This window comes from Klebsiella sp. 54, from assembly GCF_018223875.1.
Classification (GTDB): domain Bacteria; phylum Pseudomonadota; class Gammaproteobacteria; order Enterobacterales; family Enterobacteriaceae; genus Klebsiella; species Klebsiella quasipneumoniae.
This window is the reverse complement of the sequence record NZ_JAGRRA010000006.1, coordinates 203,996-228,202: the sequence shown is the minus strand read 5'-3', so window position 1 is coordinate 228,202 and position 24,207 is coordinate 203,996. Positions and strand designations below refer to the sequence as shown.

22 protein-coding genes are annotated in these 24,207 nt (G+C 58.7%); 10 read left to right on the top strand and 12 right to left on the bottom strand.

The annotated features are described in order from the left end of the window. The first annotated feature begins 179 nt into the window (after positions 1 to 179). Both metC and yghB read left to right on the top strand, forming a co-directional pair. A complete protein-coding gene (gene metC, locus KHQ24_RS15915; protein WP_053809951.1) occupies positions 180 to 1,367 on the top strand; it encodes a cystathionine beta-lyase in 1,188 nt (395 codons plus the stop codon). Positions 1,368 to 1,498: 131 nt separating this feature from the next. Then, a complete protein-coding gene (gene yghB, locus KHQ24_RS15910) occupies positions 1,499 to 2,158 on the top strand; it encodes a DedA family general envelope maintenance protein YghB (RefSeq protein ID WP_004205217.1) in 660 nt (219 codons plus the stop codon). A gap of 50 nt (positions 2,159 to 2,208) precedes the next feature. Here the strand turns inward: yghB and KHQ24_RS15905 are convergent, their stop codons facing one another. Then, a complete protein-coding gene (locus KHQ24_RS15905; protein WP_023319156.1) occupies positions 2,209 to 3,108 on the bottom strand; it encodes an AraC family transcriptional regulator in 900 nt (299 codons plus the stop codon). 196 nt (positions 3,109 to 3,304) lie between these two features. Here KHQ24_RS15905 and yqhD point away from each other — a divergent pair, with 196 nt between their 5' ends. Both yqhD and dkgA read left to right on the top strand, forming a co-directional pair. Continuing rightward, the gene (gene yqhD, locus KHQ24_RS15900; protein WP_044524721.1) at positions 3,305 to 4,468 is read left to right on the top strand and encodes an alcohol dehydrogenase; all 1,164 of its coding nucleotides are present in this window, start codon (positions 3,305 to 3,307) and stop codon (positions 4,466 to 4,468) included. A 144-nt stretch (positions 4,469 to 4,612) separates the two neighbouring features. After that, positions 4,613 to 5,440, top strand: a complete 828-nt coding sequence (gene dkgA, locus KHQ24_RS15895) for a 2,5-didehydrogluconate reductase DkgA (protein WP_048325746.1) — start codon at positions 4,613 to 4,615, stop codon at positions 5,438 to 5,440. Positions 5,441 to 5,526: 86 nt separating this feature from the next. Here the strand turns inward: dkgA and KHQ24_RS15890 are convergent, their stop codons facing one another. The 6 genes from KHQ24_RS15890 to KHQ24_RS15865 all read right to left on the bottom strand — a co-directional run bounded on the left by KHQ24_RS15890 (position 5,527) and on the right by KHQ24_RS15865 (position 13,992). After that, a complete protein-coding gene (locus tag KHQ24_RS15890; RefSeq protein WP_072140373.1) occupies positions 5,527 to 7,800 on the bottom strand; it encodes a YgiQ family radical SAM protein in 2,274 nt (757 codons plus the stop codon). 33 nt (positions 7,801 to 7,833) lie between these two features. Then, positions 7,834 to 9,246 carry a cell division protein FtsP gene (gene ftsP / locus KHQ24_RS15885; RefSeq protein ID WP_004205222.1) on the bottom strand — a complete coding sequence of 471 codons (1,413 nt, stop codon included), beginning with the start codon at positions 9,244 to 9,246 and terminating at the stop codon, positions 7,834 to 7,836. An 83-nt stretch (positions 9,247 to 9,329) separates the two neighbouring features. Beyond that, complete coding sequence (gene plsC / locus KHQ24_RS15880; protein WP_004205223.1) at positions 9,330 to 10,067, bottom strand: 1-acylglycerol-3-phosphate O-acyltransferase; 738 nt, start codon at positions 10,065 to 10,067, stop codon at positions 9,330 to 9,332. 191 nt (positions 10,068 to 10,258) lie between these two features. After that, positions 10,259 to 12,517 (bottom strand): DNA topoisomerase IV subunit A, encoded by a 2,259-nt coding sequence (gene parC, locus KHQ24_RS15875; RefSeq protein WP_004205224.1) that lies wholly within the window; start codon positions 12,515 to 12,517, stop codon positions 10,259 to 10,261. Positions 12,518 to 12,637: 120 nt separating this feature from the next. Beyond that, complete coding sequence (locus KHQ24_RS15870; RefSeq protein WP_043520949.1) at positions 12,638 to 13,507, bottom strand: AraC family transcriptional regulator; 870 nt, start codon at positions 13,505 to 13,507, stop codon at positions 12,638 to 12,640. 77 nt (positions 13,508 to 13,584) lie between these two features. Beyond that, complete coding sequence (locus KHQ24_RS15865; RefSeq protein WP_004205226.1) at positions 13,585 to 13,992, bottom strand: YgiW/YdeI family stress tolerance OB fold protein; 408 nt, start codon at positions 13,990 to 13,992, stop codon at positions 13,585 to 13,587. A gap of 149 nt (positions 13,993 to 14,141) precedes the next feature. Here KHQ24_RS15865 and qseB point away from each other — a divergent pair, with 149 nt between their 5' ends. The 4 genes from qseB to KHQ24_RS15845 all read left to right on the top strand — a co-directional run bounded on the left by qseB (position 14,142) and on the right by KHQ24_RS15845 (position 17,231). Next, the gene (gene qseB / locus KHQ24_RS15860) at positions 14,142 to 14,801 is read left to right on the top strand and encodes a quorum sensing response regulator transcription factor QseB (protein ID WP_023319162.1); all 660 of its coding nucleotides are present in this window, start codon (positions 14,142 to 14,144) and stop codon (positions 14,799 to 14,801) included. Beyond that, the gene (gene qseC / locus KHQ24_RS15855; protein ID WP_032456627.1) at positions 14,798 to 16,147 is read left to right on the top strand and encodes a quorum sensing histidine kinase QseC; all 1,350 of its coding nucleotides are present in this window, start codon (positions 14,798 to 14,800) and stop codon (positions 16,145 to 16,147) included. Before qseB ends, qseC begins: the two co-directional genes overlap by 4 nt. A 106-nt stretch (positions 16,148 to 16,253) precedes the next feature. Beyond that, positions 16,254 to 16,835: an NAD(P)H-dependent oxidoreductase gene (locus tag KHQ24_RS15850; RefSeq protein ID WP_017899750.1), complete on the top strand. Its 582-nt coding sequence runs from the start codon at positions 16,254 to 16,256 to the stop codon at positions 16,833 to 16,835. 81 nt (positions 16,836 to 16,916) lie between these two features. Then, positions 16,917 to 17,231: a putative quinol monooxygenase gene (locus KHQ24_RS15845; RefSeq protein ID WP_004205233.1), complete on the top strand. Its 315-nt coding sequence runs from the start codon at positions 16,917 to 16,919 to the stop codon at positions 17,229 to 17,231. Positions 17,232 to 17,304: 73 nt separating this feature from the next. On the opposite strand, the gene parE is transcribed toward KHQ24_RS15845, so the two are convergent. From parE to nudF, 5 genes are read right to left on the bottom strand one after another with little or no spacing between them, the layout of a single operon-like run. Next, a complete protein-coding gene (gene parE / locus KHQ24_RS15840) occupies positions 17,305 to 19,200 on the bottom strand; it encodes a DNA topoisomerase IV subunit B (RefSeq protein WP_004205235.1) in 1,896 nt (631 codons plus the stop codon). Positions 19,201 to 19,230: 30 nt separating this feature from the next. After that, entirely contained in the window at positions 19,231 to 19,806 is a 576-nt protein-coding gene (gene yqiA / locus KHQ24_RS15835) for an esterase YqiA (protein ID WP_004205236.1), read from the bottom strand. Beyond that, the gene (gene cpdA, locus KHQ24_RS15830) at positions 19,806 to 20,633 is read right to left on the bottom strand and encodes a 3',5'-cyclic-AMP phosphodiesterase (protein WP_004205237.1); all 828 of its coding nucleotides are present in this window, start codon (positions 20,631 to 20,633) and stop codon (positions 19,806 to 19,808) included. Before cpdA ends, yqiA begins: the two co-directional genes overlap by 1 nt. A gap of 24 nt (positions 20,634 to 20,657) precedes the next feature. After that, positions 20,658 to 21,080 (bottom strand): DUF1249 family protein, encoded by a 423-nt coding sequence (locus tag KHQ24_RS15825; RefSeq protein WP_004205239.1) that lies wholly within the window; start codon positions 21,078 to 21,080, stop codon positions 20,658 to 20,660. Continuing rightward, positions 21,077 to 21,709 (bottom strand): ADP-ribose diphosphatase, encoded by a 633-nt coding sequence (nudF, locus tag KHQ24_RS15820; protein WP_004205241.1) that lies wholly within the window; start codon positions 21,707 to 21,709, stop codon positions 21,077 to 21,079. The genes KHQ24_RS15825 and nudF overlap by 4 nt, the downstream gene beginning before the upstream one ends. Before the next feature lie 196 nt (positions 21,710 to 21,905). On the opposite strand from nudF, the gene tolC reads away from it, so the two are divergent. Together tolC and KHQ24_RS15810 are read left to right on the top strand one after the other, a co-directional pair. Continuing rightward, positions 21,906 to 23,366: an outer membrane channel protein TolC gene (tolC, locus tag KHQ24_RS15815; protein WP_004205242.1), complete on the top strand. Its 1,461-nt coding sequence runs from the start codon at positions 21,906 to 21,908 to the stop codon at positions 23,364 to 23,366. 167 nt (positions 23,367 to 23,533) lie between these two features. Next, on the top strand, positions 23,534 to 24,205 hold the full coding sequence (locus KHQ24_RS15810) for a DUF1190 family protein (RefSeq protein WP_002916849.1): 672 nt from the start codon (positions 23,534 to 23,536) through the stop codon (positions 24,203 to 24,205). Positions 24,206 to 24,207 lie beyond the last annotated feature (2 nt).

The following is a 24,207-nucleotide window of genomic DNA, read 5'->3' as shown; positions in this document are numbered from 1 at the left end:
TTCTCATTAGTATTTACACTGTGCAGCAAATCACGTTTATTTTCCTTGCGCTTACGCAGTAAAAAAGTGGCTAACCGCGGGCCTGGTAAAATTTTCGCCTGTATCGGCAGCGCGCTGGTACAGAAAAGAAGAATCATGCTAGTTTAGACGTCCAGACGTATAAAAACAGGTTCATCAACATGGCTGATAAACATCTTGATACCGCGCTGGTCAACGCCGGGCGGAGCAAAAAGTACACCCAGGGCTCAGTGAACAGCGTGATCCAGCGCGCGTCATCGCTGGTTTTCGACACCGTAGAGGCCAAAAAGCACGCCACTCGCAATCGGGCCAACGGCGAGCTGTTTTACGGGCGTCGCGGCACCCTGACCCACTTCTCGCTGCAGGAAGCGATGTGCGAGCTGGAAGGCGGCGCCGGCTGCGCCCTCTTCCCCTGCGGCGCCGCCGCGGTAGCCAACACTATCCTGGCGTTTGTCGAGCAGGGCGACCATGTGCTGATGACCAATACCGCCTATGAGCCAAGCCAGGACTTTTGTACCAAAATTCTCGCTAAACTCGGCGTCACCACCAGCTGGTTCGATCCCTTAATCGGCGCTGATATTGCCCAACTTATTCGGCCGGAGACCCGCGTGGTGTTCCTGGAATCGCCCGGCTCCATCACCATGGAAGTGCATGATGTGCCAGCGATTGTCGCCGCCGTGCGTCAGGTCGCGCCGGAAGCGATTATCATGATCGATAACACCTGGGCGGCGGGGATCCTGTTCAAAGCGCTGGATTTTGGCATTGATATTTCCATCCAGGCAGGCACCAAATACCTGATTGGCCACTCCGACGCCATGGTCGGCACCGCGGTGGCGAACGCGCGCTGCTGGCCGCAGCTGCGTGAGAATGCCTATCTGATGGGGCAAATGCTGGACGCCGATACCGCCTATATGACCAGCCGCGGCCTGCGCACTCTGGGCGTCCGCCTGCGTCAGCATCATGAAAGCAGCCTGCGCATCGCCGAGTGGCTGGCGCAGCATCCGCAGGTGGCGCGGGTCAACCACCCCGCCCTGCCCGGCAGTAAAGGCCATGAGTTCTGGAAACGCGATTTTACCGGCAGCAGCGGGCTGTTCTCGTTTGTGCTCAACAAGCGTCTCACCGACGCTGAGCTGGCAGAGTATCTCGACAACTTCAGCCTGTTCAGCATGGCCTACTCGTGGGGCGGCTTTGAATCGCTGATACTGGCCAATCAGCCGGAGCAAATCGCTCACATCCGACCGGATGCGGAAGTCGACTTCAGCGGCACGCTGATCCGTTTGCACATTGGTCTCGAAAATGTTGACGATCTGCAGGCGGATTTAGCAGCGGGCTTCGCGCGTATCGTGTAAAGTGACAGTCAGTGGCAACAATAGCGGACGCTTTTTATCGGAGCGGCCGCTTTTGTTGCGCCCGGGATCAAGGTGCTCGGGTCTCTTCAGGAGTACACTAGTCAACAATACGGTACCACTTAGGAAAGTCCATGGTTGTCATTCAAGAGATTGTCGCCGCGCTGTGGCAACATGATTTTGCCGCACTGGCGAACCCTCATGTTGTGGGCGTTGTATATCTGGTTATGTTCGCGACCCTGTTTCTGGAAAACGGGCTGCTGCCTGCCTCCTTTTTACCTGGAGACAGCCTGCTGCTGCTCGCCGGCGCGCTGATTGCTAAAGGCGTCATGGACTTTGTGCCCACTATCGCCATTCTGACCGCCGCCGCCAGCCTCGGCTGCTGGCTGAGCTATGTACAGGGGCGCTGGCTGGGCAATACGCAAACGGTGAAAGGCTGGCTGGCGCACCTGCCGCATAAGTACCATCAGCGCGCCACCTGCATGTTTGACCGCCACGGTCTGCTGGCGCTGCTCGCGGGCCGCTTTCTGGCCTTTGTCCGTACCCTGCTGCCAACCATGGCGGGGATTTCCGGTCTGCCGAACCGCCGCTTCCAGTTCTTCAACTGGCTGAGCGCCCTGCTGTGGGTCGGCGTGGTCACGGGCCTCGGCTATGCGCTGAGCATGATCCCGTTCGTGAAACGTCATGAAGATCAGGTGATGACCTGCCTGATGATCCTGCCAATTGCCCTACTGCTGGCTGGCCTGCTCGGCACGCTGTTCGTGGTGATCAAAAAGAAATACTGCAGCGCCTGACGTTGACTGCCGGGGGGCTGCGCCCGCCCGGCCTGCTCCCTCCCCCGGTCTTACATCCCCTGCATCATACGAATACGCGCGGCGTCTTCCCCGGGCGTCATCCCGAAGTAGCGCTTAAACTCGCGGCTGAACTGGGAAGGACTTTCATAGCCCACCTGTATCGCCGCCGCGCTGGCCTTCATGCCGTCATGGATCATCAGCATGCGCGCCTTGTGCAAACGGTAGGTTTTCAGATACTGCAGCGGCGAAGTGCTGGTCACCGCTTTAAAATTATGGTGAAACGCCGACACGCTCATATTCGCTTCGGCCGCCAGCCGATCGACGCTGAGGTTTTCGGTGTACTGACTCTCGATATGCTTGAGCACGCGGCTAATCAGGCTGAAGTGGGTCTGCCGGCTGACCAGCGCCAGCAGCGCGCCGCCGCAGGGTCCCGTCAGCACATAGTAGAGGATTTCACGGACGATCTGCTTGCCAAGGATCCGCGCGTCCAACGGCCGTTCCATCACGTCGAGCAGCCGTTCAGCAGCGCACAAGATGTCCTCCGAAAGCACTGCGGAGTTTATCCCGCTGGAGGCAACGGCGGGCTGAAACAGCGGATCCTCGCCAATGTCCATCAGCAGCTCCTGCAGCTGCAGGATATCGACGTTCAGGCGCATCCCGGCCAGGGGCACCTCCGGGGTGGCAAAGGTTTCGCACTCGAAGGGCAGCGGTACGGTCAGCAGTAGATATTCGTTTGTATCGTAGCGAAACGTCCGCTCATTGATATAACCAATTTTATGGCCAGAAAAGAGAAAAACGATCCCCGGCTGGTACATCACCGGCATCCGCGGTCCCGGCTGCGTCCCGTACAGCAGGCGAACGTCAGGTAGCAGCGAACTTAACATTTCGTGCTTATCTTTCAGCTGGTTAACCTTCTCTGTCAGTGTCCGACATATCTCTGCGTGTTGCATTGCCACCGTCTCTCCCGATGTTTCTTCACCTATATATTGTGCGCAGGTCGCCGCGGATTCTCCAGCCATATGGAGAAATAGGCAAGACATAGGCAGAAATGTGCATTGAGGGGCAACGGCGCGAGGACCACAATAACCGTCATCGGGCAGCGGTATCGTCCCTGTCGGCAGTTTTACTCTTTGGAGGACCCAAGCAATGAATAATTTTGACCTGCATACCCCAACCCGCATTCTGTTTGGCAAAGGCGCGATTGAAAAGCTGCGTGAACAGATCCCGGCGGAAGCTCGCGTACTGATCACCTACGGCGGCGGCAGCGTGAAAAAAACGGGCGTCCTGGATCAGGTACTGACCGCCCTGAATGGCCTGGACGTCCTTGAATTTGGCGGCATCGAGCCGAACCCGTCTTACGAAACCCTGATGAATGCGGTGAAGCTCGCCCGCGAAGAGAAGGTCACTTTCCTGCTGGCGGTCGGCGGCGGTTCGGTGCTGGATGGCACCAAATTTATCGCGGCAGCAGCCCACTATGACGCCAACATTGATCCGTGGGAAATTCTGGAAACCTATGGCAGTAAGATCGCCAGCGCCATTCCAATGGGCTCGGTTCTCACTCTGCCGGCGACCGGTTCTGAATCAAACAAAGGGGCGGTGATTTCGCGGAAAACTACCGGCGACAAACGCGCGTTTATGTCTTCGCACGTTCAGCCGCAGTTCGCGATCCTCGACCCGGTCTACACCTATACCCTGCCGCCGCGCCAGGTCGCCAACGGCGTGGTTGACGCTTTCGTCCATACCGTCGAACAGTACGTCACCTACCCGGTTGACGGCAAAATTCAGGACCGCTTCGCCGAAGGCATTCTCCTGACCCTGATCGAGGATGGCCCGAAAGCGCTGCAGGAGCCGGAAAATTATAACGTGCGCGCCAACATTATGTGGGCCGCGACCCAGGCGCTGAACGGCCTGATCGGCGCTGGCGTGCCGCAGGACTGGGCAACGCATATGCTTGGTCACGAACTGACGGCGATGCATGGTCTCGATCACGCCCAGACGCTGGCTATCGTTCTGCCGGCGCTGTGGAATGAGAAGCGCGATACCAAGCGCGAGAAGCTGCTGCAATATGCTGAGCGCGTGTGGCATATCACCGAGGGCTCCGACGACCAGCGCATCGATGCCGCCATCGCCGCGACGCGCCAGTTCTTCGAGCAGATGGGGGTGCCGACCCGCCTTTCCGATTACGGTCTCGACGGGAGCTCCATCCCGGCGCTGCTGGCGAAACTGGAAGAGCACGGCATGACCAAACTGGGCGAGCATCAGGATATCACCCTTGACGTCAGCCGCCGTATCTACGAGGCTGCCCGCTAAGTTACCCCGCCTGATTCACCTCTCCTTACGTTAAACAAACGTCGGGGAGGGGTGTTTTTACTACCGTTTTTAGCTATTTCGTCCAGACTTAATGCTACCCCTCGGCGGATCCTGCTTCGCCGAGTTCATTAACAGGAGGAAGGCATGACACATCCAACCGTTATAAAACTACACGACGGCAACCTGATGCCGCAGCTGGGTCTCGGCGTGTGGAAAGCTGGCAACGAGGAAGTCGTCTCCGCCATTCATAAGGCGCTGGAAGTCGGTTATCGCTCTTTTGACACCGCCGCCGCGTACCAAAATGAGGCTGGCGTCGGCAACGCGCTGCAAAGCGCTGGCGTCAATCGCAATGAGCTGTTCATCACCACCAAGCTATGGAACGACGATCAAAAACGGCCGCACGAGGCGCTGAAAGAGAGTCTCAGCAAGCTGAAACTGGACTATGTGGATCTCTATTTAATCCACTGGCCGGTGCCGGCTATCGGCCATTACGTCGAGGCCTGGCAGGCGCTGATTGAGCTGCAGCAGCAGGGGCTGGCGAAGAGCATCGGCGTGTGTAATTTCCAGGTGCCGCATCTGCAGAAGCTGATTGATGAAACCGGCGTCGCGCCGGTGATCAACCAGATAGAGCTGCATCCGCTGCTTCAGCAGCGGCAGCTGCACGCCTGGAACGCCACCCACAAGATCCAGACCGAATCCTGGAGCCCGCTGGCCCAGGGCGGTAAGGGCGTCTTCGATCAGAAAGTCATCCATCAGCTGGCTGATAAATATGGTAAAACGCCGGCGCAGATTGTCATCCGCTGGCATCTCGACAGCGGTCTGGTGGTGATCCCGAAATCCGTCACGCCGTCGCGCATCGCTGAAAACTTTAACGTCTGGGATTTTCGCCTGGATAAAGAGGAGCTGGGTGAGATTGCGAAGCTGGATCAGGGCAAGCGTCTGGGTCCTGACCCGGATCAGTTCGGCGGATAACAGGTAAAAAAGCCGGGCTGCGCTGATGCGTGCCCGGCTTGAGAAACCACCCGGCCAGCGAAACGCAGCCGGGCGCAAAGTCAGGCTTAACGCCCGGCGACTTTACCCCGTTTGACGGGCTTTTTCGCCGTTGCGCCACCGTTAGAACGCTGATGCGCAATCGGCGTGTGCTTGGTCAGCGCCGGGCGGGTATGACGGTTCTGGCGACGCGCTTCGCGCATCTCATCCAGGGTCGGCGCCGGCACCAGGCAGTCGCGACGAGAGCCAATCAGGTGTTTCTTGCCCATCGCCTCCAGCGCCTGACGGATCAGCGGCCAGTTGGCCGGATCGTGGTAGCGCAGCAGCGCTTTGTGCAGACGGCGCTGTTTATCGCCCTTCGGCACCACCACCTCTTCACTCTTATAGCCGATCTTGCCCAGCGGGTTTTTGCCGGTGTAATACATGGTGGTCGAGTTCGCCAGCGGCGACGGATAGAAGTTCTGCACCTGGTCGAGACGGAAGCGGTGCTTCTTCAGCCACAGCGCCAGGTTCACCATGTCTTCATCACGGGTCCCCGGGTGGGCGGAGATAAAGTACGGGATCAGATACTGCTCTTTACCCGCCTGCTTCGAATAGGTGTCGAACAGCTCTTTAAAGCGGTCGTAGCTGCCCATTCCCGGCTTCATCATCTTCGACAGCGGGCCCTCTTCGGTATGCTCCGGCGCGATCTTCAGATAGCCGCCGACGTGGTGGGTCGCCAGCTCTTTAATATAGCGCGGATCTTCGACCGCGATGTCATAGCGTACCCCGGAGGCGATAAGGATCTTCTTGATGCCCTTCAGCTCGCGGGCGCGACGGTAAAGGTTGATCGTCGGCTCATGGTTGGTATCCATGTGCGGGCAGATATCCGGGTAGACGCAGGAGAGACGGCGACAGGTCTGCTCGGCTCGTGGCGATTTGCAGCGCAGCATATACATGTTGGCGGTGGGTCCGCCGAGATCGGAGATCACGCCGGTAAAGCCCGGCACCGTGTCGCGAATGGCTTCGATCTCATTGATGATCGAATCCTCAGAACGGCTCTGGATAATGCGTCCTTCGTGCTCGGTGATCGAGCAGAACGAACAGCCGCCGAAGCAGCCGCGCATGATGTTGATAGAGAAGCGGATCATCTCATACGCCGGGATGCGCGCATCGCCATAGGAAGGATGCGGCACGCGCTTGTAGGGCAGCGCGAAAACGCTGTCCATCTCTTCGGTGGAGAGCGGGATTGCCGGCGGGTTGATCCAGATGTAGCGCTCGCCGTGCTTTTGCATCAGCGCCCGGGCGCAGCCGGGGTTGGTTTCATGGTGCAGAATGCGCGAGGCGTGAGCGTACAGGACCTTATCGCCTTTCACCTTCTCGAAGGAGGGCAGCAGCACATAGGTCTTTTCCCACGGTTTTGGCCGCGGCGGCTGCACGACAACGGCTTTAGCCTCGGCTTTTTTCGGGGCCACCGGTTTGTTGTCTGCACACGGCAGATCTTCACCATACGGGTGCGGGATGGGGTCGATTTTGCCCGGGGTATCCAGACGGGTGGAGTCAACGCCGCTCCAGCCCGGGAGGGCCTCTTTCACCATGATGGCGGTATTGCGCACATCGCGGATCTGATCGATGGTTTCGCCCATCGCCAGGCGATGAGCCACTTCCACCAGCGGACGCTCGCCGTTGCCGAACATCAGCATATCGGCCTTGGAGTCCACCAGCACCGAGCGGCGCACGGTATCGGACCAGTAATCATAGTGGGCGGTACGGCGCAGGCTGGCTTCGATGCCGCCGAGGATCACGGGCACATCTTTCCACGCCTCTTTACAGCGCTGGGTGTAGACCAGGGTGGCGCGGTCCGGACGCTTGCCCGCCACGTTGCCGGCGGTGTAAGCGTCATCATGACGCAGCTTACGGTCGGCGGTGTAGCGGTTGATCATCGAGTCCATGTTGCCGGCGGTCACGCCGAAGAACAGGTTCGGTTTGCCCAGACGCATGAAGTCGTCTTTGGTGTTCCAGTCCGGCTGGGAGATGATCCCCACGCGGAACCCCTGCGCTTCCAGCATACGGCCGCAGATGGCCATCCCGAAGCTCGGGTGGTCGACGTAGGCGTCGCCGGTCACCAGAATAATGTCGCAGCTATCCCAGCCAAGTTGATCCATCTCTTCTCGCGACATCGGTAAAAATGGCGCAGGGCCGAAACAGGCAGCCCAGTATTGCGGCCAGGAAAAAAGGTCACGATCCGGTTGGATCAGGGATATTGCGCTCATATTGCTTCCGGGGAAAATGATAAAAAAATAACCAAAAGGGCGTGGATTATAAGCCGGAATGATAGTGGAAATGAAGGAGGATTTTCTCAAACCCTGACCGTATGCCGGCCAGGGTCGAAGAGATTATGGCGCAGGATTCACCAGCATCTGGCCAATCGAACCGCGGTCGGCCAGCTCCAGCGTCTGGCTCAGATACTGGAACGGGAAGTGCGGCCACGACGGCTGGGCGTAGTAGACCAGCAGTTCGACCTGCCCGTCGACCCACACGGTGTCCTTCCAGCCACGGTCTTCCGGGAAAGGGGTCGAACCGTTGACGTTACGGATCTGGAACATCACCCCTTCAATATGGAACGACTGCGGGCGGTCGGCGCGCACTGTCCAGCGCTCCCAGGTCCCCTGCTGCGCCGTAATATCAATACGCTGCGGATCCCATAGCTGGCCGTTAATCCCTGGATCGTCGCCGAGGGTGATATCCCGGCTGCGGATCGGCGTACCGGAGAGCAGCTCGGTCGGCAGCAGACGCACTGGCAGACTGTCGGTGACCAGCGGCAGCAGCCCGGTCGGGCGCAGGGTCAGCACCAGCGTGGAGACCAGAATGCTGGACGGTTCAAAAAAGCCGCGGATACGGTCGACAATGCTCGCCGCTTCGCCGCAGGTAATGGACACTTCATCGCCGTTGGTCATATCGACCAGGATTTCACGCCGTTCCCCCGGCGCCAGCGACAGCTGCTTGAGCGAAACCGGCGCCGGCAGGAACCCCTGGTCGCCGGAAATGACATGCAGCAGTCGGCCATCGCTCATCTGTAGCTGATAGCGCCGGGAGTTGGAGGCGTTCAGCAGGCGCAGTCGCACCCAGCCGCGCGACACTTCGACATAGGGGCTCTGCACGCCATTGACCAGCAGCGTGTCGCCGACGAAGCCGCCGCTGCCCGGTTCGCTATATTCCGGCGTGCCGAAGTTATCCAGCCGTTTATCCTGAATTATCACCGGGAAGTCATCGACGCCATAGTGGTTAGGGATCGGCAGGTTCTTGCTCACCTCATCCTCCACCAGCCACATGCCGGCCAGACCGTTATAGACCTGCTTCGCCATCCGGTTCGGCGTATTGGCCTGGTACCACAGCGTCGCCGCACTCTGGCGGATCGGCAGCACCGGCGCCCAGTCGGCGTTCGGCGACATCATGCGCGCCGCGCCGCCGATCAGCGGGCCCGGCACCTGCAGGCCGCGGATGGTCATCGCGACGTTCTCTGTCAGACGGTTGCTGTAGATAAGCTTGACGTCGTCTCCGCTCCAGACGCGGATCGTCGGCCCCATATAGCGGCCATTGATCCCCCAGACGGGGGCGCGGGTGCCTGGCGTAAACGACCAGTGCGAACGCTGCAGCGTCAGAAACAGCGGCTGACCGCGACGGGATTCCAGCAGCGGCGGAACCGGCAGCGCAGGCTGCTGGCCGGCGGCATGGGCCTTCAGCGGCGCGGCGCCAGCGCACAGCGCTACGCCGGAAGCCTTAATAAACTGACGCCGACTGAGTGACATATTAACTCCATGACATACTGACAAATGAAAAAGGGAATTCGTTTCCCGCCAGCAATACGCGCGCGGTGGCGGCGTTTCCTGTCTTATTGCTTGCCGGCCGCTTCGCGCTCGGCCACTTCGTTGTCCAGCTCAGCGATTTTGGCGGCCATCAGCTCGCGGCAATGCGTCGCCAGCGCGCGCACGTTGTCTTTACCGAACTGGCTGGTATCCACCGGCGGCAGCATTTCCACAATCACCAGACCGTTGTTCCAGCGATTGAGCTTTATTTTATTCGATGTATTCGAGACACACACCGGAATAATCGGCACTCCGGCGGCAATAGCCGCGTGGAAGGCGCCGGTTTTAAACGGCAGCAGACCGCGGCCGCGGCTGCGGGTCCCTTCCGGGAACATCCAGAACGAAATTTTACGCTTTTTAAAGGCGTTAACGACCTCGGCAATGGTGCCGTGCGCTTTGGTTCGATTATTACGGTCAATCAGCAGATTACCGGTCAGCCAGTACAGCTGGCCAAAGAACGGGATCCACAGCAGGCTCTTTTTCCCCACGGTAACCGTCGGGGCCTGCACGATGTTAGACGCCGTCACCATATCATAGTTGTTCTGGTGGTTAGCGATGTAGATCGCGTTGCCATAGCTTTCCGCGTCGGCAGGTTTGCGCAGCTCCACCTTGAGGCCAAACACCGGGGATAAGCGGCCAAACAGATGGCCGAAAGTGGCAACGTGTTTTGGATTACGCGGGCTGAACAAGCAGTACAGACAGCCAAGTATGCACACCACGATGCAATAAATGACCACGAAAATTACTCGAAAAATGAATAGCATAGCTACCTCTAAAACCCAAACCGCTTAGAATTATTCGCTGCTGGCAGAAGGCAGGCTCACGAGTTCTGCGCAGGCCGGGACCGTTCTTCCTGGGTCCCTGATGATGGACATTGTTAATCGCAACGCCTGAATAAACAACGATTTTGCGGCATTTTTTCGCCTCCTCCCGTCAAAGACGGGAGGAGAAGCGCTTACTCTTCGCTATCGCCTGCCGCGGCACGGCGCGGAGAGTCAATTTCAACACGGTCAATTTTCTGCAGCCCGCGCATCAGCGAACCGCGGCGGCCGCGCTCGCCGGTGACTTTTTGCAGCTCTTCCGGACGCAGTTTGATCTTCCGTTTGCCGACGTGAATGGTCAGCGTACTCTGCGGCGGCAGGACAAACAGATGTGCGAGGCCGTCCTGGCCGGCGGCGGCTTCCGCCGCGGGAATGTTGATGATTTTGTTGCCCTTGCCTTTCGACAGCTGCGGCAGATCGCTGACCGGGAACATCAGCATCCGCCCGGCGGCGGTGATGGCCAGCAGCATATCGGACTCGTCCTCAATGACCAGCGGCGGCATCACATGCGCGTTGTCAGGCAGGGTGATCAACGCTTTACCGGCGCGGTTGCGCGCCACCAGATCGTTAAAGGTGCAGACAAAACCGTAGCCGGCGTCGGAGGCCATCAGCAGTTTCTGATCGTCGCCTTCCATCAGCATATGTTCCACGGTCGCGCCCGGCGGCAGCGTGAGCTTACCGGTCAGCGGCTCACCCTGGCCACGCGCCGAGGGCAGAGTAATCGGATCGATGGCATAGCTGCGCCCGGTGGTATCGATAAACACCACCGGCTGGTTGCTCTTGCCCTTCGCCGAGGCTTTCCAGCTGTCGCCCGCCTTATAGCTTAAGCCCTGGGCGTCAATGTCGTGCCCTTTGGCGCTGCGCACCCAGCCCATCTGCGACAGAACGATAGTCACCGGCTCAGACGGCAGCATGTCATGCTCGCTCATCGCTTTCGCTTCTTCACGCTCGTGAAGCGGCGAGCGGCGATCGTCGCCGAAAGCATCGGCATCGGCCTGCAGCTCTTTCTTCAGCAGATTGTTCATCTTACGTTCAGAGGCCAGAATCGCCTGCAGCTGATCGCGCTCTTTTTCCAGCTCGTTCTGCTCGCCGCGGATCTTCATCTCTTCCAGTTTGGCGAGATGGCGCAGCTTCAGTTCCAGAATCGCTTCCGCCTGGGTTTCGCTGATGGCAAAGCGCGACATCAGAGCTGGCTTCGGCTCATCTTCCGTGCGGATGATCTCAATGACTTCATCGATATTAAGGAACGCCACCAGCAAACCTTCGAGGATATGCAGGCGCTTAAGGACCTTCTCTAACCGGTGGTTCAGACGGCGACGTACGGTATCACGACGGAACACCAGCCATTCGCTGAGGATCTCCAGCAGGTTTTTTACCGCCGGGCGGCCGTCGAGACCGATCATATTGAGGTTGATGCGGTAGCTCTTCTCCAGATCGGTGGTGGCGAACAGATGGTTCATCACCTGCTCCATATCCACCCGGTTGGAGCGCGGGACGATCACCAGACGGGTCGGATTTTCGTGGTCCGATTCGTCGCGCAGGTCATCCACCATCGGCAGCTTTTTATTGCGCATCTGCGCCGCAATTTGCTCCAGAACTTTGGCGCCGGAGACCTGGTGCGGCAGCGCGCTGATCACTACCGCGCCGTCCTCTTTGCTCCACACCGCGCGCATGCGCACAGAGCCGCGTCCGTTCTGGTAGATTTTGCGAATTTCCGCCCGCGAAGTGATGATCTCCGCCTCGGTCGGGAAATCCGGCCCCTGGACAATATCCAGCAGTTCGTCGAGGGTCGTTTTCGGCTGCTCAATCAGCGTAATCGCCGCTTTCGCTACTTCACGCAGGTTGTGCGGCGGAATATCGGTCGCCATGCCCACCGCGATGCCGGTGGTGCCGTTGAGCAGGATGTTTGGCAGGCGCGCCGGCAGCATTTTCGGCTCCTGCAGCGTGCCGTCAAAGTTTGGCACCCAGTCGACCGTCCCCTGCCCCAGCTCGCTGAGCAGCAGCTCGGCATACTTCGACAGGCGGGATTCGGTGTAACGCATGGCGGCGAAGGATTTCGGATCGTCCGGCGCCCCCCAGTTCCCCTGGCCATCCACCAGCGGATAGCGATAGGAGAAGGGTTGCGCCATCAGCACCATCGCTTCATAGCAGGCGCTGTCGCCGTGCGGGTGATATTTACCCAGCACGTCGCCGACGGTGCGGGCGGACTTTTTGAATTTGGCGCTGGCGTTCAGCCCCAGTTCGGACATCGCATAGACGATGCGACGCTGGACCGGTTTTAAGCCATCGCCAATAAACGGTAATGCCCTGTCCATGATCACGTACATGGAGTAGTTCAGGTAAGCATTTTCCGTAAATTCATGCAGCGCAAGGCGCTCTGCCATATCGCTCATTAATCGTGGATCCTCAATCTGGGTACCGACCGTTCGGACGGCAAAACTACCCGCGATAATACCCGATCTCACGCCCTGAGTCACAGGCCGTGAGATCGGTTGAGGATTCCGTCACCTTAATCAGGCCAGCGGCAGATAAATATCGGTTTGCAGCTCATGCTCAGCCACCTCATGGACAAAATTGAGGTAACGGAAGTACACCGGAAAATCCCGTAACGTCTCGCCTGAAGCGGGTAACCAGTCGCGATAGAGAAACCAAACGCTGTTCGCCAGCGTGTCCAGCGAGCCGTGATGGCGCACGACGGCGCAGCGTCCGCCGGGGATTTCGCCGTTAATCACGCCAAAGGCGTTTTCACCGACCGGCCGTGCGACCGTACCGCAGATGTCAAAACGAAATTCCCCCTGCGGGGTGGTCTGCGGATCGTCCCAGGCGATCCCCCAGGTATCGCAGGTGGCGATGGGCGATAATCCGCTCGTTTTACGCCAGGCGATAAAACGCGCGGCGGTGGCGTTGACAAGGTCCGGGCTGCCGCGATGTTGCAGTACGGCTATCCGGGTGGTGGGGAACGAAATAATGTTGACGTCCATCGACGTTTGCTCCTGTAGCGTATGTTTCGGTACGCGTCGATGCCACTCGGCCCAGTCCGGTTGCTGACGGAACTGGGTCGGGCTTTGGTCAAACGCGGTACGGAAGGCACGACTGAACGACTCCGCATTCTGAAATCCGGCATCAAGGGCAATATCGATGACTTTATCGCGGGGGTTGAACGCCAGGCGCCAACAGGCGCGTCGCAGACGCAACCACTGAATATACCGGTACAAGGGAATGCCGGTATAAGCGCTAAATTGCCGGTGAAAATGGTAAGGCGAACTGTGCGCTATCGCGCTCAGCATCTCCAGCGACAGCGGCTCATCAAGATGGTGCGCAATGTACCTACAGACGCGCTGAAAGCGCCCGACATACGCCGGGCTGGCCTTAATATCGTTCATCGTCTCCTCCTCGCGACATACTCTGACAGAGCGAGGATAGCGATGCCTGACCGATCTTGCGCTTATCCGACGGAGACTTATGGCGCGATTTTACGGATCTGTTTAACGTCGATTTCCACCGAGTTCCAGTCCTTATCGACTTCCCCCTGAATTTCTACCGTGTCCTGTGGGCCGACGGTGACGCCGTTCCAGCGTTTGTGGTCGATATCGACATTGATCACTCCGGTAGCATCCTGGAACTTATACAGATCGTCGGAAACGCGCTCGGTGATTTTGCCGCGCAGGGTCACCCAGGTATCGTCCCGCAGCGATTTGACATTGGTGACGGTGGTGACCGCGCCGCTCGGGCCGGTGAAGCCGCCGCCCTGGGTGGTTGAACTTGCCGGCGTGGTCGCAGAAGGACCGGTATACCCGCCCTGTCCGGCAGCCAGCGCCGGCATGGAAACCAGGGCAACGATCGCGGTCATCGCAGCAATTTTTTTCATGATGTGTTCTCCCTTCGTGTTGATATGGCTCCTATTACGCCCGACAAAACTTAACGACTTCTTAAGCGGAAAAAAGAAATTTTAATGCTGTACATCACCCGCTTCAACGCGGTTTACTGCGCAAAGAATCAGGATCGTCAGAGGGAAACATGCGCATATTATTGGTGGAAGATGACAAGTTAATCGGCGATGGCATCAAGGCCGGGCTGAGCAAAATGGGCTTCAGCATCGACTGGTTTACCGCCGGGCTGGAGGGCAAAAACGCCCTATACAGCGCCCCCTACGACGCGGCAATTCTTGATCTCACTCTTCCTGGCGTTGATGGCCTCGATATTCTGCGCGAGTGGCGCGACAAAGGCCGCCATGAACCGGTGCTGATCCTCACCGCCCGCGATGCGCTCAGCCAGCGGGTGGAGGGGCTGCGCCTGGGTGCCGATGATTATCTGTGCAAACCTTTCGCCCTGATTGAGGTAGCGGCCCGCCTCGAAGCATTGATCCGCCGTGCCCACGGCCAGAGCAGCAGCGAGTTGCGCCACGGCAAGGTACGCCTTGACCCGAACCGCTTAACCGCCAGCCTCGACGGCGAAAGCCTGACGCTGAAGCCGAAGGAGTTCGCCCTGCTGGAACTGCTGCTGCGTAACGCCGGGCGCGTGCTGCCGCGTAAGCTTATTGAAGAAAAGCTCTACAACTGGGACGACGAGGTCTCCAGCAACGCCGTGGAAGTTCACGTCCACCATCTGCGGCGCAAACTCGGCAGTGAATTTATCCGCACCGTCCACGGCATCGGCTATACCCTGGGTGACGCATGAAACGACTTGCCCGCCTGAGCCTGCGCCTGCGCCTGACGCTGCTGTTTGCCGTGCTGACCGCCGCCGCCTGGGGCGTGGCCAGCGTGATCGCCTGGCAGCAGACCAGTAAAAAGCTGGATAAGCTGTTTGATACCCAGCAGCTGCTGTTCGCCCGCCGCCTGAGCGCCATGCATTTCGATGAACTGCGCGCCCCGCCGGTATCGCTCGGGGAAAAGAAAAAGGTGCGCCACGGGCATATCGACGACGATGCGCTGGCGTTCGCCATCTTCACCCGCGACGGCAAAATGGTGCTTAACGACGGCGAGAACGGAGAGGATATACAGTGGCACTCGCAGCGTGAGGGCTTTAGCGATGGCTACCTGCGCGGCGATGATGACGAGTGGCGCTTCCTGTGGTTAACCACCGCCGATGGCCGCCACCGCATCGCCGTCGGCCAGGAGTGGGATTATCGCCGCGAAATGGCGATGGACATTGTCACCTCGCAGCTCACTCCGTGGATGGTCGCCCTGCCGCTGATGTTCGTGCTACTCATCGTGCTGTTAAGCCGCGAACTGGCGCCGTTGAAACATCTGGCGCGCACGCTGCGTCTGCGCGCGCCGGACTCGGCGGAATCGCTCAGCGTGGAGAAGATCCCCCCTGAAGTCCGCCCACTGGTCGAAGCGCTGAATCAGCTGTTCCAGCGCACCCACGACGTCATGCTGCGCGAGCGTCGGTTTACCTCTGATGCCGCCCACGAGCTGCGCAGCCCGTTGGCGGCGCTGAAGGTGCAGACTGAAGTCGCCCAGCTCTCTCTGGACGATCCACAAGGGCGGGAGAAAGCCCTGGCTCAGCTCCATCAGGGGATCGATCGCGCCACCCGTCTGGTGGATCAGCTGCTGACGCTGTCGCGGCTGGACTCGCTCGCCCAGCTGGACGACCTGCAGCCGGTCGCCCTCGACGACCTGCTGCAGTCGGCGGTAATGGAGATGTACCACCCGGCGCAGCAGTCCGGGATTGAGCTGCGCCTGCATCTTAATGCCTCTGGCATCTCCCGCACCGGCCAGCCGCTGCTCCTCAGCCTGCTGGTGCGCAATCTGCTGGATAACGCGGTGCGCTACAGCCCGCGCGGCAGCCAGGTCGATATCACTCTCAACGCCCGCGAGTTTCGGGTCCGCGATAACGGCCCCGGCATCAGCCCGCAGGCGCTGGCGCGCATCGGCGAGCGTTTCTATCGCCCACCGGGTCAGGATGCTCCGGGCAGCGGCCTGGGCTTGTCTATCGTCCGGCGCATCGCCTCGCTGCATGGCATGCGCGTCGAGTTTGCCAACGCCCGCGACGGCGGCTTCGAAGCCCGCGTTGGCTGGTAGCGGGATTATTGCTCATTTAGCAAAAGACTTTGCACATTTTGCTCATTTTACTGCCCCGCTTCGCGGGGTAAGATCGTCGGCAAATTTTCAAGATTGAGGACAAATGATGAGCAACATCCTGATTATCAATGGCGCAAAAAAATTCGCCCACTCGAATGGCCAACTGAACGACACCCTGACCGAGGTCGCGGAGAGTTATCTGCGCGACGCCGGGCACGATGTTAAAAGCGTTCGCGCCGAAAGCGAGTACGACGTAAAAGCCGAAGTGCAGAATTTCCTCTGGGCCGATGTGGTGATCTGGCAGATGCCGGGCTGGTGGATGGGCGCCCCGTGGACGGTGAAAAAATATATGGATGACGTCTTTACCGAAGGCCACGGTTCGCTGTACGCCAGCGACGGCCGTACCCGCTCCGACGCCAGCAAAAAATATGGCTCCGGCGGCCTGGTGCAGGGGAAAAAATATATGCTCTCCCTGACCTGGAACGCGCCAATGGAGGCCTTCACCGACGAAGAGCAGTTCTTCCACGGCGTTGGCGTTGACGGCGTTTACCTGCCGTTCCATAAAGCCAACCAGTTCCTGGGTATGGAGGCGCTGCCAACCTTTATCGCCAACGACGTGATAAAAATGCCTGATGTCCCACGGTATATCGCAGAATATCGCAAGCATCTGGCGGAAATTTTTGGTTAACTAGGGGTCTATGCTCTACATATTTCGAGTTATTGGAACCTGGAGTATGACAAGATCCACACAGAAGGAGTTGAGTTAACCATGTTAACAGTGATTGCAGAAATCCGTACCCGTCCGGGCCAGCACCACCGCCAGGCGGTTCTCGATCAGTTCGCGAAAATTATTCCGACCGTTTTGCAGGAAGCCGGCTGCCACGGCTATGCGCCTATGGTGGATCATGCCGCTGGCGTCAGCTTCCAGACCACCGCTCCTGACTCTATCGTCATGGTGGAGCAGTGGGAAAGCGTCGCGCATCTTGAAGCGCACCTGCAGACCCCGCACATGAAAGCCTGGTCGGAAGCGGTCAAAGGCGATGTGCTGGAGACCACCATCCGTATCCTGCAGGCCGGCGTCTAAGCCCGCCGACGCTGAAACGGAATAAGAAAAGGGAGCCTGAGGCTCCCTTTTACGTCTGGCGCAGCGTGCGGTCTTACACTTCCAGGTCCGCCATATCGCCCTTCTCCTGCAGCCAGTTGCGACGGTCTTCAGAACGCTTCTTGGCCAACAGCATATCCATCATCGCCGTGGTCTGCTGCTCATCCTCATCGCTGATCACCAGCTGCACCAGGCGGCGGGTATTTGGGTCGAGGGTAGTTTCCCGCAGCTGCATCGGGTTCATCTCGCCGAGACCTTTAAAGCGCTGGACGTTTGGCTTGCCTTTCTTGCGCTTCAGCTGCTCCAGCACGCCGGTCTTTTCTTCTTCCGTTAGCGCGTAGTAAACCTCTTTGCCGAGGTCGATACGGTACAGCGGCGGCAGCGCCACGTAGACGTGCCCCTCTTTCACCAGAGTCCGGAAATGTCTCACGAACAGCGCGCACAGCAGCGTGGCAATGTGCAGGCCATCGGAGTCCGCATCCGCCAGGATACAAATTTTGCCGTAGCGCAGCTGGCTTAAATCATCGCTATCCGGGTCAATACCAATCGCCACCGAAATGTCGTGCACTTCTTGCGAAGCTAACACTTCATCGGAAGAGACTTCCCAGGTATTAAGGATCTTGCCTTTCAGCGGCATGATCGCCTGATATTCACGATCGCGCGCCTGCTTGGCTGACCCGCCCGCCGAGTCCCCTTCGACGAGGAACAGTTCGGTACGGTTCAGATCCTGGGCGGTGCAGTCGGCCAGCTTACCCGGCAGCGCCGGACCGCTGGTCAGCTTTTTGCGCACCACTTTCTTGGCGGCGCGCAGACGACGCTGGGCGCTGGAGATGGCCATCTCCGCCAGCAGCTCCGCAGCCTGCACGTTCTGGTTCAGCCACAGGCTGAAGGCGTCTTTCACCACGCCGGAGACGAACGCCGCGCACTGGCGCGACGACAGGCGCTCTTTGGTTTGCCCGGCGAACTGCGGATCCTGCATCTTCACCGACAGCACGTAGGCGCAGCGATCCCAGATATCTTCCGCCGACAGTTTCACCCCGCGCGGCAGAATATTACGGTACTCGCAGAACTCACGCATCGCGTCCAGCAGCCCCTGGCGCAGGCCGTTGACGTGCGTCCCGCCCTGCATGGTCGGGATCAGGTTGACATAACTCTCGGTCAGCAGCTCGCCGCCTTCCGGCAGCCACAGCAGCGCCCAGTCCACCGCCTCCGTCTCACCGGAGAAGGTGCCGACGAAGGGTTTTTCCGGCAGCAGCGGCAGGCCGTTCACCGCTTCGCTAAGGTAGTCGTTAAGGCCATCGGCATAGCACCAGCTCTGCTCGCTGTTGTTGACCTGATCGCGGAAAACAATTTCCACGCCCGGGCACAGCACCGCTTTCGCTTTTAACAAGTGGGTCAAACGCGAAACGGAGAAGCGCGGGCTATCGAAGAAGCTTTCGTCAGGCCAGAAATGGACGCTGGTCCCGGTGTTGCGTTTACCGCAGGTGCCGGTGACGTGCAGGTCTTCTACTTTCTCACCATTCTCAAAGGCGATGCTGTAGACCTGACCGTCGCGACGCACGTTGACCTCCACGCGTTTAGACAGGGCGTTGACCACCGAAATCCCCACCCCGTGCAGGCCGCCGGAAAACTGGTAGTTTTTGTTGGAAAACTTACCGCCCGCGTGCAGTCGGCAGAGGATCAGCTCAACCGCCGGCACCCCCTCTTCCGGGTGAATGTCGACCGGCATCCCGCGCCCGTCGTCAATCACCTCGAGGGACTGGTCGGCGTGAAGGATCACTTCCACGCGTTTGGCGTGGCCTGCCAGCGCTTCGTCCACACTGTTATCAATCACTTCCTGACCAAGATGGTTAGGACGGGTGGTGTCGGTATACATGCCCGGACGGCGGCGCACCGGCTCTAGCCCGGTGAGTACCTCAATGGCATCAGCGTTATATGAAGATTGCGTCATGGTGTGTATTCGTAGGTCGTTCAGGGCCGTTTAGCGCAGGCCGAGAAATTCGATAATCTGAGTGAAATGATCGTCAAAGCCGACAAATGCGTGATTACCGCCCTCCTCCACCGTCTGCCGGCAGGAGGCGTAGTAATGAACGGCCTGGCGGTAATCAAGCACTTCATCCCCGGTCTGCTGCAGCAGCCAGAGTAAATCCGGCGCTTCGAGCGGGTCGATTTGCATGACTTTGAGATCGTAAATATGGCGAGACTCTAGCACATATTGCTGCCCGGTGTACGGATTCTCATTGTGGCCGAGAAAATTGTTCAGCAGCTCAAACGGCCGCACCGCCGGGTTAACCACGACCGCTGGCAGCATAAAGCATTGCGACAGCCAGGTGGCGTAGTAGCCGCCCAGCGACGACCCTACGACCCCCAGCGGCTCGCCGCCGTGCTCCAGCACGATGGACTCCAGCAGCTCCGCCGTTTCCGCCGGGTAAGGCGGCAGCTCAGGCACCACCATGGCGATCTCAGGATAGTGCTGCGCCAGCCAGGTCTTTAACGCCGTCGCCTTCGCCGAGCGCGGGGAACTGTTAAAGCCGTGCAGATAAAGAAGCGTCGCCATCAGTAGCCTTCTGAAGCAATATCCGGATGAAACGCCGCGCCTTCCAGGCGGCACACTTCGGTGGTCAGCGTTCCGTCAGGGTGAAGCTCCAGCCAGCGCCAGCCCGGCGACACCGTATCGAGGGTGAAATTGGCGCAGTGCGGCTTGAACTGAACGCAGGTCGACGGCGTCGCCATCATACGTCGGCCATTCCAGTCGAGATCCAGTTCCTGATGAATATGGCCGCACAGCAGATGCTTCACCCGCGGCCAGGCGCTCAGCGCGCTGTCCAGCGCGCCGGCGTTGCGCAGACTGTGTTGATCCAGCCAGCTGCAGCCGGCCGGCAGCGGATGATGATGCAGCAGAAGTAAGGTATAACGCTCCGGCGCCTCCGCCAGCTTATGTTCGAGCCATTCCAGCTGGAAGTCGCTCAGCTCGCCATGGGGAACGCCGAACACCTGGCTGTCCAGCAGCAGGATCTGCCAGTGGTCGCCGAGAAACACGCGCTTGGCGGGGGAAATGCCCGACTCCTGCAGGGTGCTGTACATCGCCGGCTGGAAATCATGGTTGCCCGGTAGCCAGACGCAGGGTGCAGCAAAACTCGCGATGCCCTCAGCAAAATGCTGGTAGGCCGCGGAGGAGTGATCCTGCGCCAGATCGCCTGTTGCGACAATCAAATCGCATGGACGCTGTGAGGCATGAATGGCCGACAGTACGGCCTGATAGCTTTCCCAGGTATTGATGCCTAACAACGTTTCATGTTTTTCAGCAAACAGGTGAGTATCAGTAATTTGTAAGATCCTGACTCTGGCCTCACCAGCCAGAGGTAGGTTTAACAGGCTTTCCAAATGGTGTCCTTAGGTTTAACGACGCTAACAAACCGGAATCGCCATCGCTCCATGTGCTAAACAGTAACGCAGCCAGTCGGCCAGAAACTGGTTAATTTGATGCTTTTCGTCGCGTTGATGCAACTTTTTATTAGGATAATCATATCGCGCTTTGAAGCGAAAGATCTGCTGACTCGAACACACTTCGGCCACCATGGCGTCATGGTAGAGGCGAACGGTCATGGATGGCAGACTCCAGTAGCTCACCGCTGGCAGAGTCTGCTCTATCGCCACCAGAGTAGTGTAGCGGGTTGATTCCGTTATCGTTAACCGATATTGCGCGCTTCCCACCTGATAGCTCACCTTCTCACCCGCTGCATCCGTTCGCGGCAACAGGCGGCGCAACTGGGCGAAATTGGTCTCGCACAGGCGCATCATCTCAGGGAAGTCAGGTGTATAACGCTTCATTTTGTCCACTCGTTTCGTAAATTGTGATAATGCAATTGCAGCCATTGCAAGGCGATGACAGAGGCTGCGTTGTCGATTTTCCCCTCTTCTACCCACTGGTAAGCCTGCTCCCGGCTTACCACATGCACCCGAATATCCTCATTTTCCTCGGCCAGGCCGTGAATGCCTTTTGCCGTCGATGCATCAACTTCGCCCACCAGGATCGATAACCGTTCACTGGTGCCGCCAGGACTGGCCAGATAGCTTAATATTGGTTTCGTCCGCCCAACTTCAAGCCCGGCCTCTTCCAGCGCTTCCCGACGGGCGACATCTTCCACCGTCTCACCCGCCTCGATCATGCCGGCGACCATTTCCAGCAGCCACGGGCTCTCGCTGGTATCATAGGCGGCGATACGGATTTGTTCGACCAGCACCACTTCGTCCCGCACCGGGTCAAAGGGTAGCAAGACGGCGGCATGCCCGCGCTCAAAAATTTCACGGGTGACTTCGCCGCTCATGCCGCCGTTAAACAGGCGGTGGCGAAAACGGTATAAATCGAGTGAAAAAAAACCACGATACAGCGTTTCGCGTGCAATAATTTCTACATCATTTTTGGAGAAGGTAATTCCCTGGTGGATGGGTTTGCTCATTGTTATGTCCTGCTAATCCGAAATGAGGGATTTCCAGACCGTTTGGCTACCGTTTTACGGTCCGTATGTTAGATTGGTGCAAATTACCGCCGGATGGCACGTAACGCCAACTTTTTACGGCGGCAGAATCGATACAATCAGCGGAATTTTTCTTAGAATTAGACCAGCGCTAAATGCTTCACAACAAGGAATGCAAATGAAGAAATTGCTCCCCATTCTTATCGGCCTGAGCCTGACCGGGTTCAGCGCCATGAGCCAGGCGGAAAACCTGCTTCAGGTTTACCAGCAGGCGCGCATCAGCAACCCCGATCTGCGTAAATCGGCAGCCGATCGTGACGCCGCATTCGAAAAGATCAACGAAGCGCGCAGTCCATTACTGCCTCAGCTCGGGCTGGGAGCGGATTATACCTATACCAGCGGCTTCCGTGATTATAAAGACCAGAATTCTAACGTCACCAGCGGCTCGCTGCAGTTAACGCAGGTTCTGTTTGATATGTCGAAATGGCGCGCCCTGACGCTGCAGGAAAAAGCGGCAGGCATTCAGGATGTCACGTATCAGACCGATCAGCAAACGCTGATTCTGAATACCGCGACGGCCTATTTCAAAGTGCTGGCCGCCATCGATACGCTCTCTTATACCGAAGCGCAGAAACAGGCTATTTACCGTCAGTTGGATCAAACCACCCAGCGCTTTAACGTCGGTCTGGTGGCGATCACCGACGTGCAGAACGCCCGCTCACAATACGACGCCGTGCTGGCGAACGAAGTGACCGCGCGTAACGATCTCGACAACGCCGTGGAAGAACTGCGCCAGGTTACCGGCAACTACTACCCGGAGCTGGCCTCCCTGAACGTAGACGGCTTCAAAACCAGCAAACCGCAGGCGGTGAACGCCCTGCTGAAGGAAGCGGAGAACCGCAACCTGTCGCTGCTGCAGGCGCGTCTGAATCAGGACCTGGCCCGCGAGCAGATTCGCCAGGCGCAGGACGGCCATTTGCCGACCCTGGATTTAAACGCCTCGTCTGGCGTTTCCAACAACCGCTACAGCGGCTCAAAAAGCATCTCGCAAGATGCTGATATCGGTCAGAATAAAATCGGCCTGAGCTTCTCCCTGCCGCTGTACCAGGGCGGGATGGTTAACTCGCAGGTCAAACAGGCGCAGTACAATTTCGTCGGCGCCAGCGAGCAGCTGGAAAGCGCTCACCGCAGCGTGGTCCAGACCGTGCGTTCTTCGTTTAACAACGTGAATGCCTCTATCAGCAGCATCAACGCCTACAAACAGGCGGTGGTCTCTGCGCAAAGCTCCCTGGATGCGATGGAAGCTGGCTATTCGGTGGGTACCCGTACTATCGTTGACGTCCTCGACGCCACCACCACGCTGTACAACGCCAAACAGCAGCTCTCTAATGCGCGCTACAACTACCTGATCAACGAGCTGAACATCAAGTCGGCGTTAGGTACGCTGAACGAGCAGGATCTGATCGCCCTGAACAACACCTTGGGCAAACCGATCTCGACCTCTGCCGACAGCGTCGCGCCGGAAAATCCGCAGCAGGATGCTACTGCCGATGGTTACGGCAACACGACTGCGGCTATGAAGCCGGCGTCCGCACGGACGACGACCCATAGCAGCGGCAGCAATCCGTTCCGTCAGTAATTTTCATACTGTGACGCGCATCGCCTGTCCGTCGGACAGGCGATGCGTTAAACGTAAGGCAACGTAAAGATCCCCCGCTTAGCGCCCCTCTTCGCTTCATTTTCCACCACTCATCCTCTATCCTGAGCGTTAACACACGCCATACCACTGGGTCCTGGAAGACAAATATGAAACGGACAAAAAATATTAATCATTCGTCGTTCCGCAAAAGCTGGAGCGCACGCCACCTGACGCCGGTCGCCCTGGCCGTCACCGCGGTCTTTATGCTTGCCGGTTGTGAAAAAAGCGACGAAACGGTCTCGCTGTACCAGAACGCCGATGACTGCTCCGCCGCCAACCCGGGCAAAGCAGCCGAATGCACCACGGCCTACACCAACGCGGTGAAAGAGGCAGAGCGCACCGCGCCGAAATATGCCACCCGCGAAGACTGCGTCGCCGAGTTTGGCGAAGGTCAGTGCCAGCAAACGCCTGCCCAGGCGGGCGTCGCCCCGGAAAACCAGGCGCAGGCGCAAAGCAGCGGCAGCTTCTGGATGCCGCTGATGGCCGGCTACATGATGGGCCGCCTGATGGGCGGCGGCATGGCGCAACAGCAGCCGCTGTTCAGCTCCAAAAACCCTGCCAGCCCGGCCTACGGTCAGTACACTGACGCCAGCGGTAAGAGCTATGGCGCCGCCCAGCCGGGCCGCACCATGAACGTGCCGAAAACCGCGATGGCGCCGAAACCGGCAACCACCACGACCGTCACCCGCGGGGGCTTCGGCGAGTCGGTGGCGAAGCAGTCGACTATGCAGCGTAGCGCCGCAGGCTCAACCTCTTCTTCTCGCTCAATGGGCGGCTAAGC

Bases quoted from the DNA above. Each gene is read 5' to 3' on its own strand.
- metC (WP_053809951.1), top strand. From the start codon at position 180: ATGGCTGATAAACATCTTGATACCGCGCTGGTCAACGCCGGGCGGAGC.
- yghB (WP_004205217.1), top strand. From the start codon at position 1,499: ATGGTTGTCATTCAAGAGATTGTCGCCGCGCTGTGGCAACATGATTTT.
- KHQ24_RS15905 (WP_023319156.1), bottom strand. From the start codon at position 3,108: ATGCAACACGCAGAGATATGTCGGACACTGACAGAGAAGGTTAACCAG.
- yqhD (WP_044524721.1), top strand. From the start codon at position 3,305: ATGAATAATTTTGACCTGCATACCCCAACCCGCATTCTGTTTGGCAAA.
- dkgA (WP_048325746.1), top strand. From the start codon at position 4,613: ATGACACATCCAACCGTTATAAAACTACACGACGGCAACCTGATGCCG.
- ftsP (WP_004205222.1), bottom strand. From the start codon at position 9,246: ATGTCACTCAGTCGGCGTCAGTTTATTAAGGCTTCCGGCGTAGCGCTG.
- plsC (WP_004205223.1), bottom strand. From the start codon at position 10,067: ATGCTATTCATTTTTCGAGTAATTTTCGTGGTCATTTATTGCATCGTG.
- parC (WP_004205224.1), bottom strand. From the start codon at position 12,517: ATGAGCGATATGGCAGAGCGCCTTGCGCTGCATGAATTTACGGAAAAT.
- KHQ24_RS15870 (WP_043520949.1), bottom strand. From the start codon at position 13,507: ATGAACGATATTAAGGCCAGCCCGGCGTATGTCGGGCGCTTTCAGCGC.
- KHQ24_RS15865 (WP_004205226.1), bottom strand. From the start codon at position 13,992: ATGAAAAAAATTGCTGCGATGACCGCGATCGTTGCCCTGGTTTCCATG.
- qseB (WP_023319162.1), top strand. From the start codon at position 14,142: ATGCGCATATTATTGGTGGAAGATGACAAGTTAATCGGCGATGGCATC.
- qseC (WP_032456627.1), top strand. From the start codon at position 14,798: ATGAAACGACTTGCCCGCCTGAGCCTGCGCCTGCGCCTGACGCTGCTG.
- KHQ24_RS15850 (WP_017899750.1), top strand. From the start codon at position 16,254: ATGAGCAACATCCTGATTATCAATGGCGCAAAAAAATTCGCCCACTCG.
- KHQ24_RS15845 (WP_004205233.1), top strand. From the start codon at position 16,917: ATGTTAACAGTGATTGCAGAAATCCGTACCCGTCCGGGCCAGCACCAC.
- parE (WP_004205235.1), bottom strand. From the start codon at position 19,200: ATGACGCAATCTTCATATAACGCTGATGCCATTGAGGTACTCACCGGG.
- yqiA (WP_004205236.1), bottom strand. From the start codon at position 19,806: ATGGCGACGCTTCTTTATCTGCACGGCTTTAACAGTTCCCCGCGCTCG.
- KHQ24_RS15825 (WP_004205239.1), bottom strand. From the start codon at position 21,080: ATGAAGCGTTATACACCTGACTTCCCTGAGATGATGCGCCTGTGCGAG.
- nudF (WP_004205241.1), bottom strand. From the start codon at position 21,709: ATGAGCAAACCCATCCACCAGGGAATTACCTTCTCCAAAAATGATGTA.
- tolC (WP_004205242.1), top strand. From the start codon at position 21,906: ATGAAGAAATTGCTCCCCATTCTTATCGGCCTGAGCCTGACCGGGTTC.
- KHQ24_RS15810 (WP_002916849.1), top strand. From the start codon at position 23,534: ATGAAACGGACAAAAAATATTAATCATTCGTCGTTCCGCAAAAGCTGG.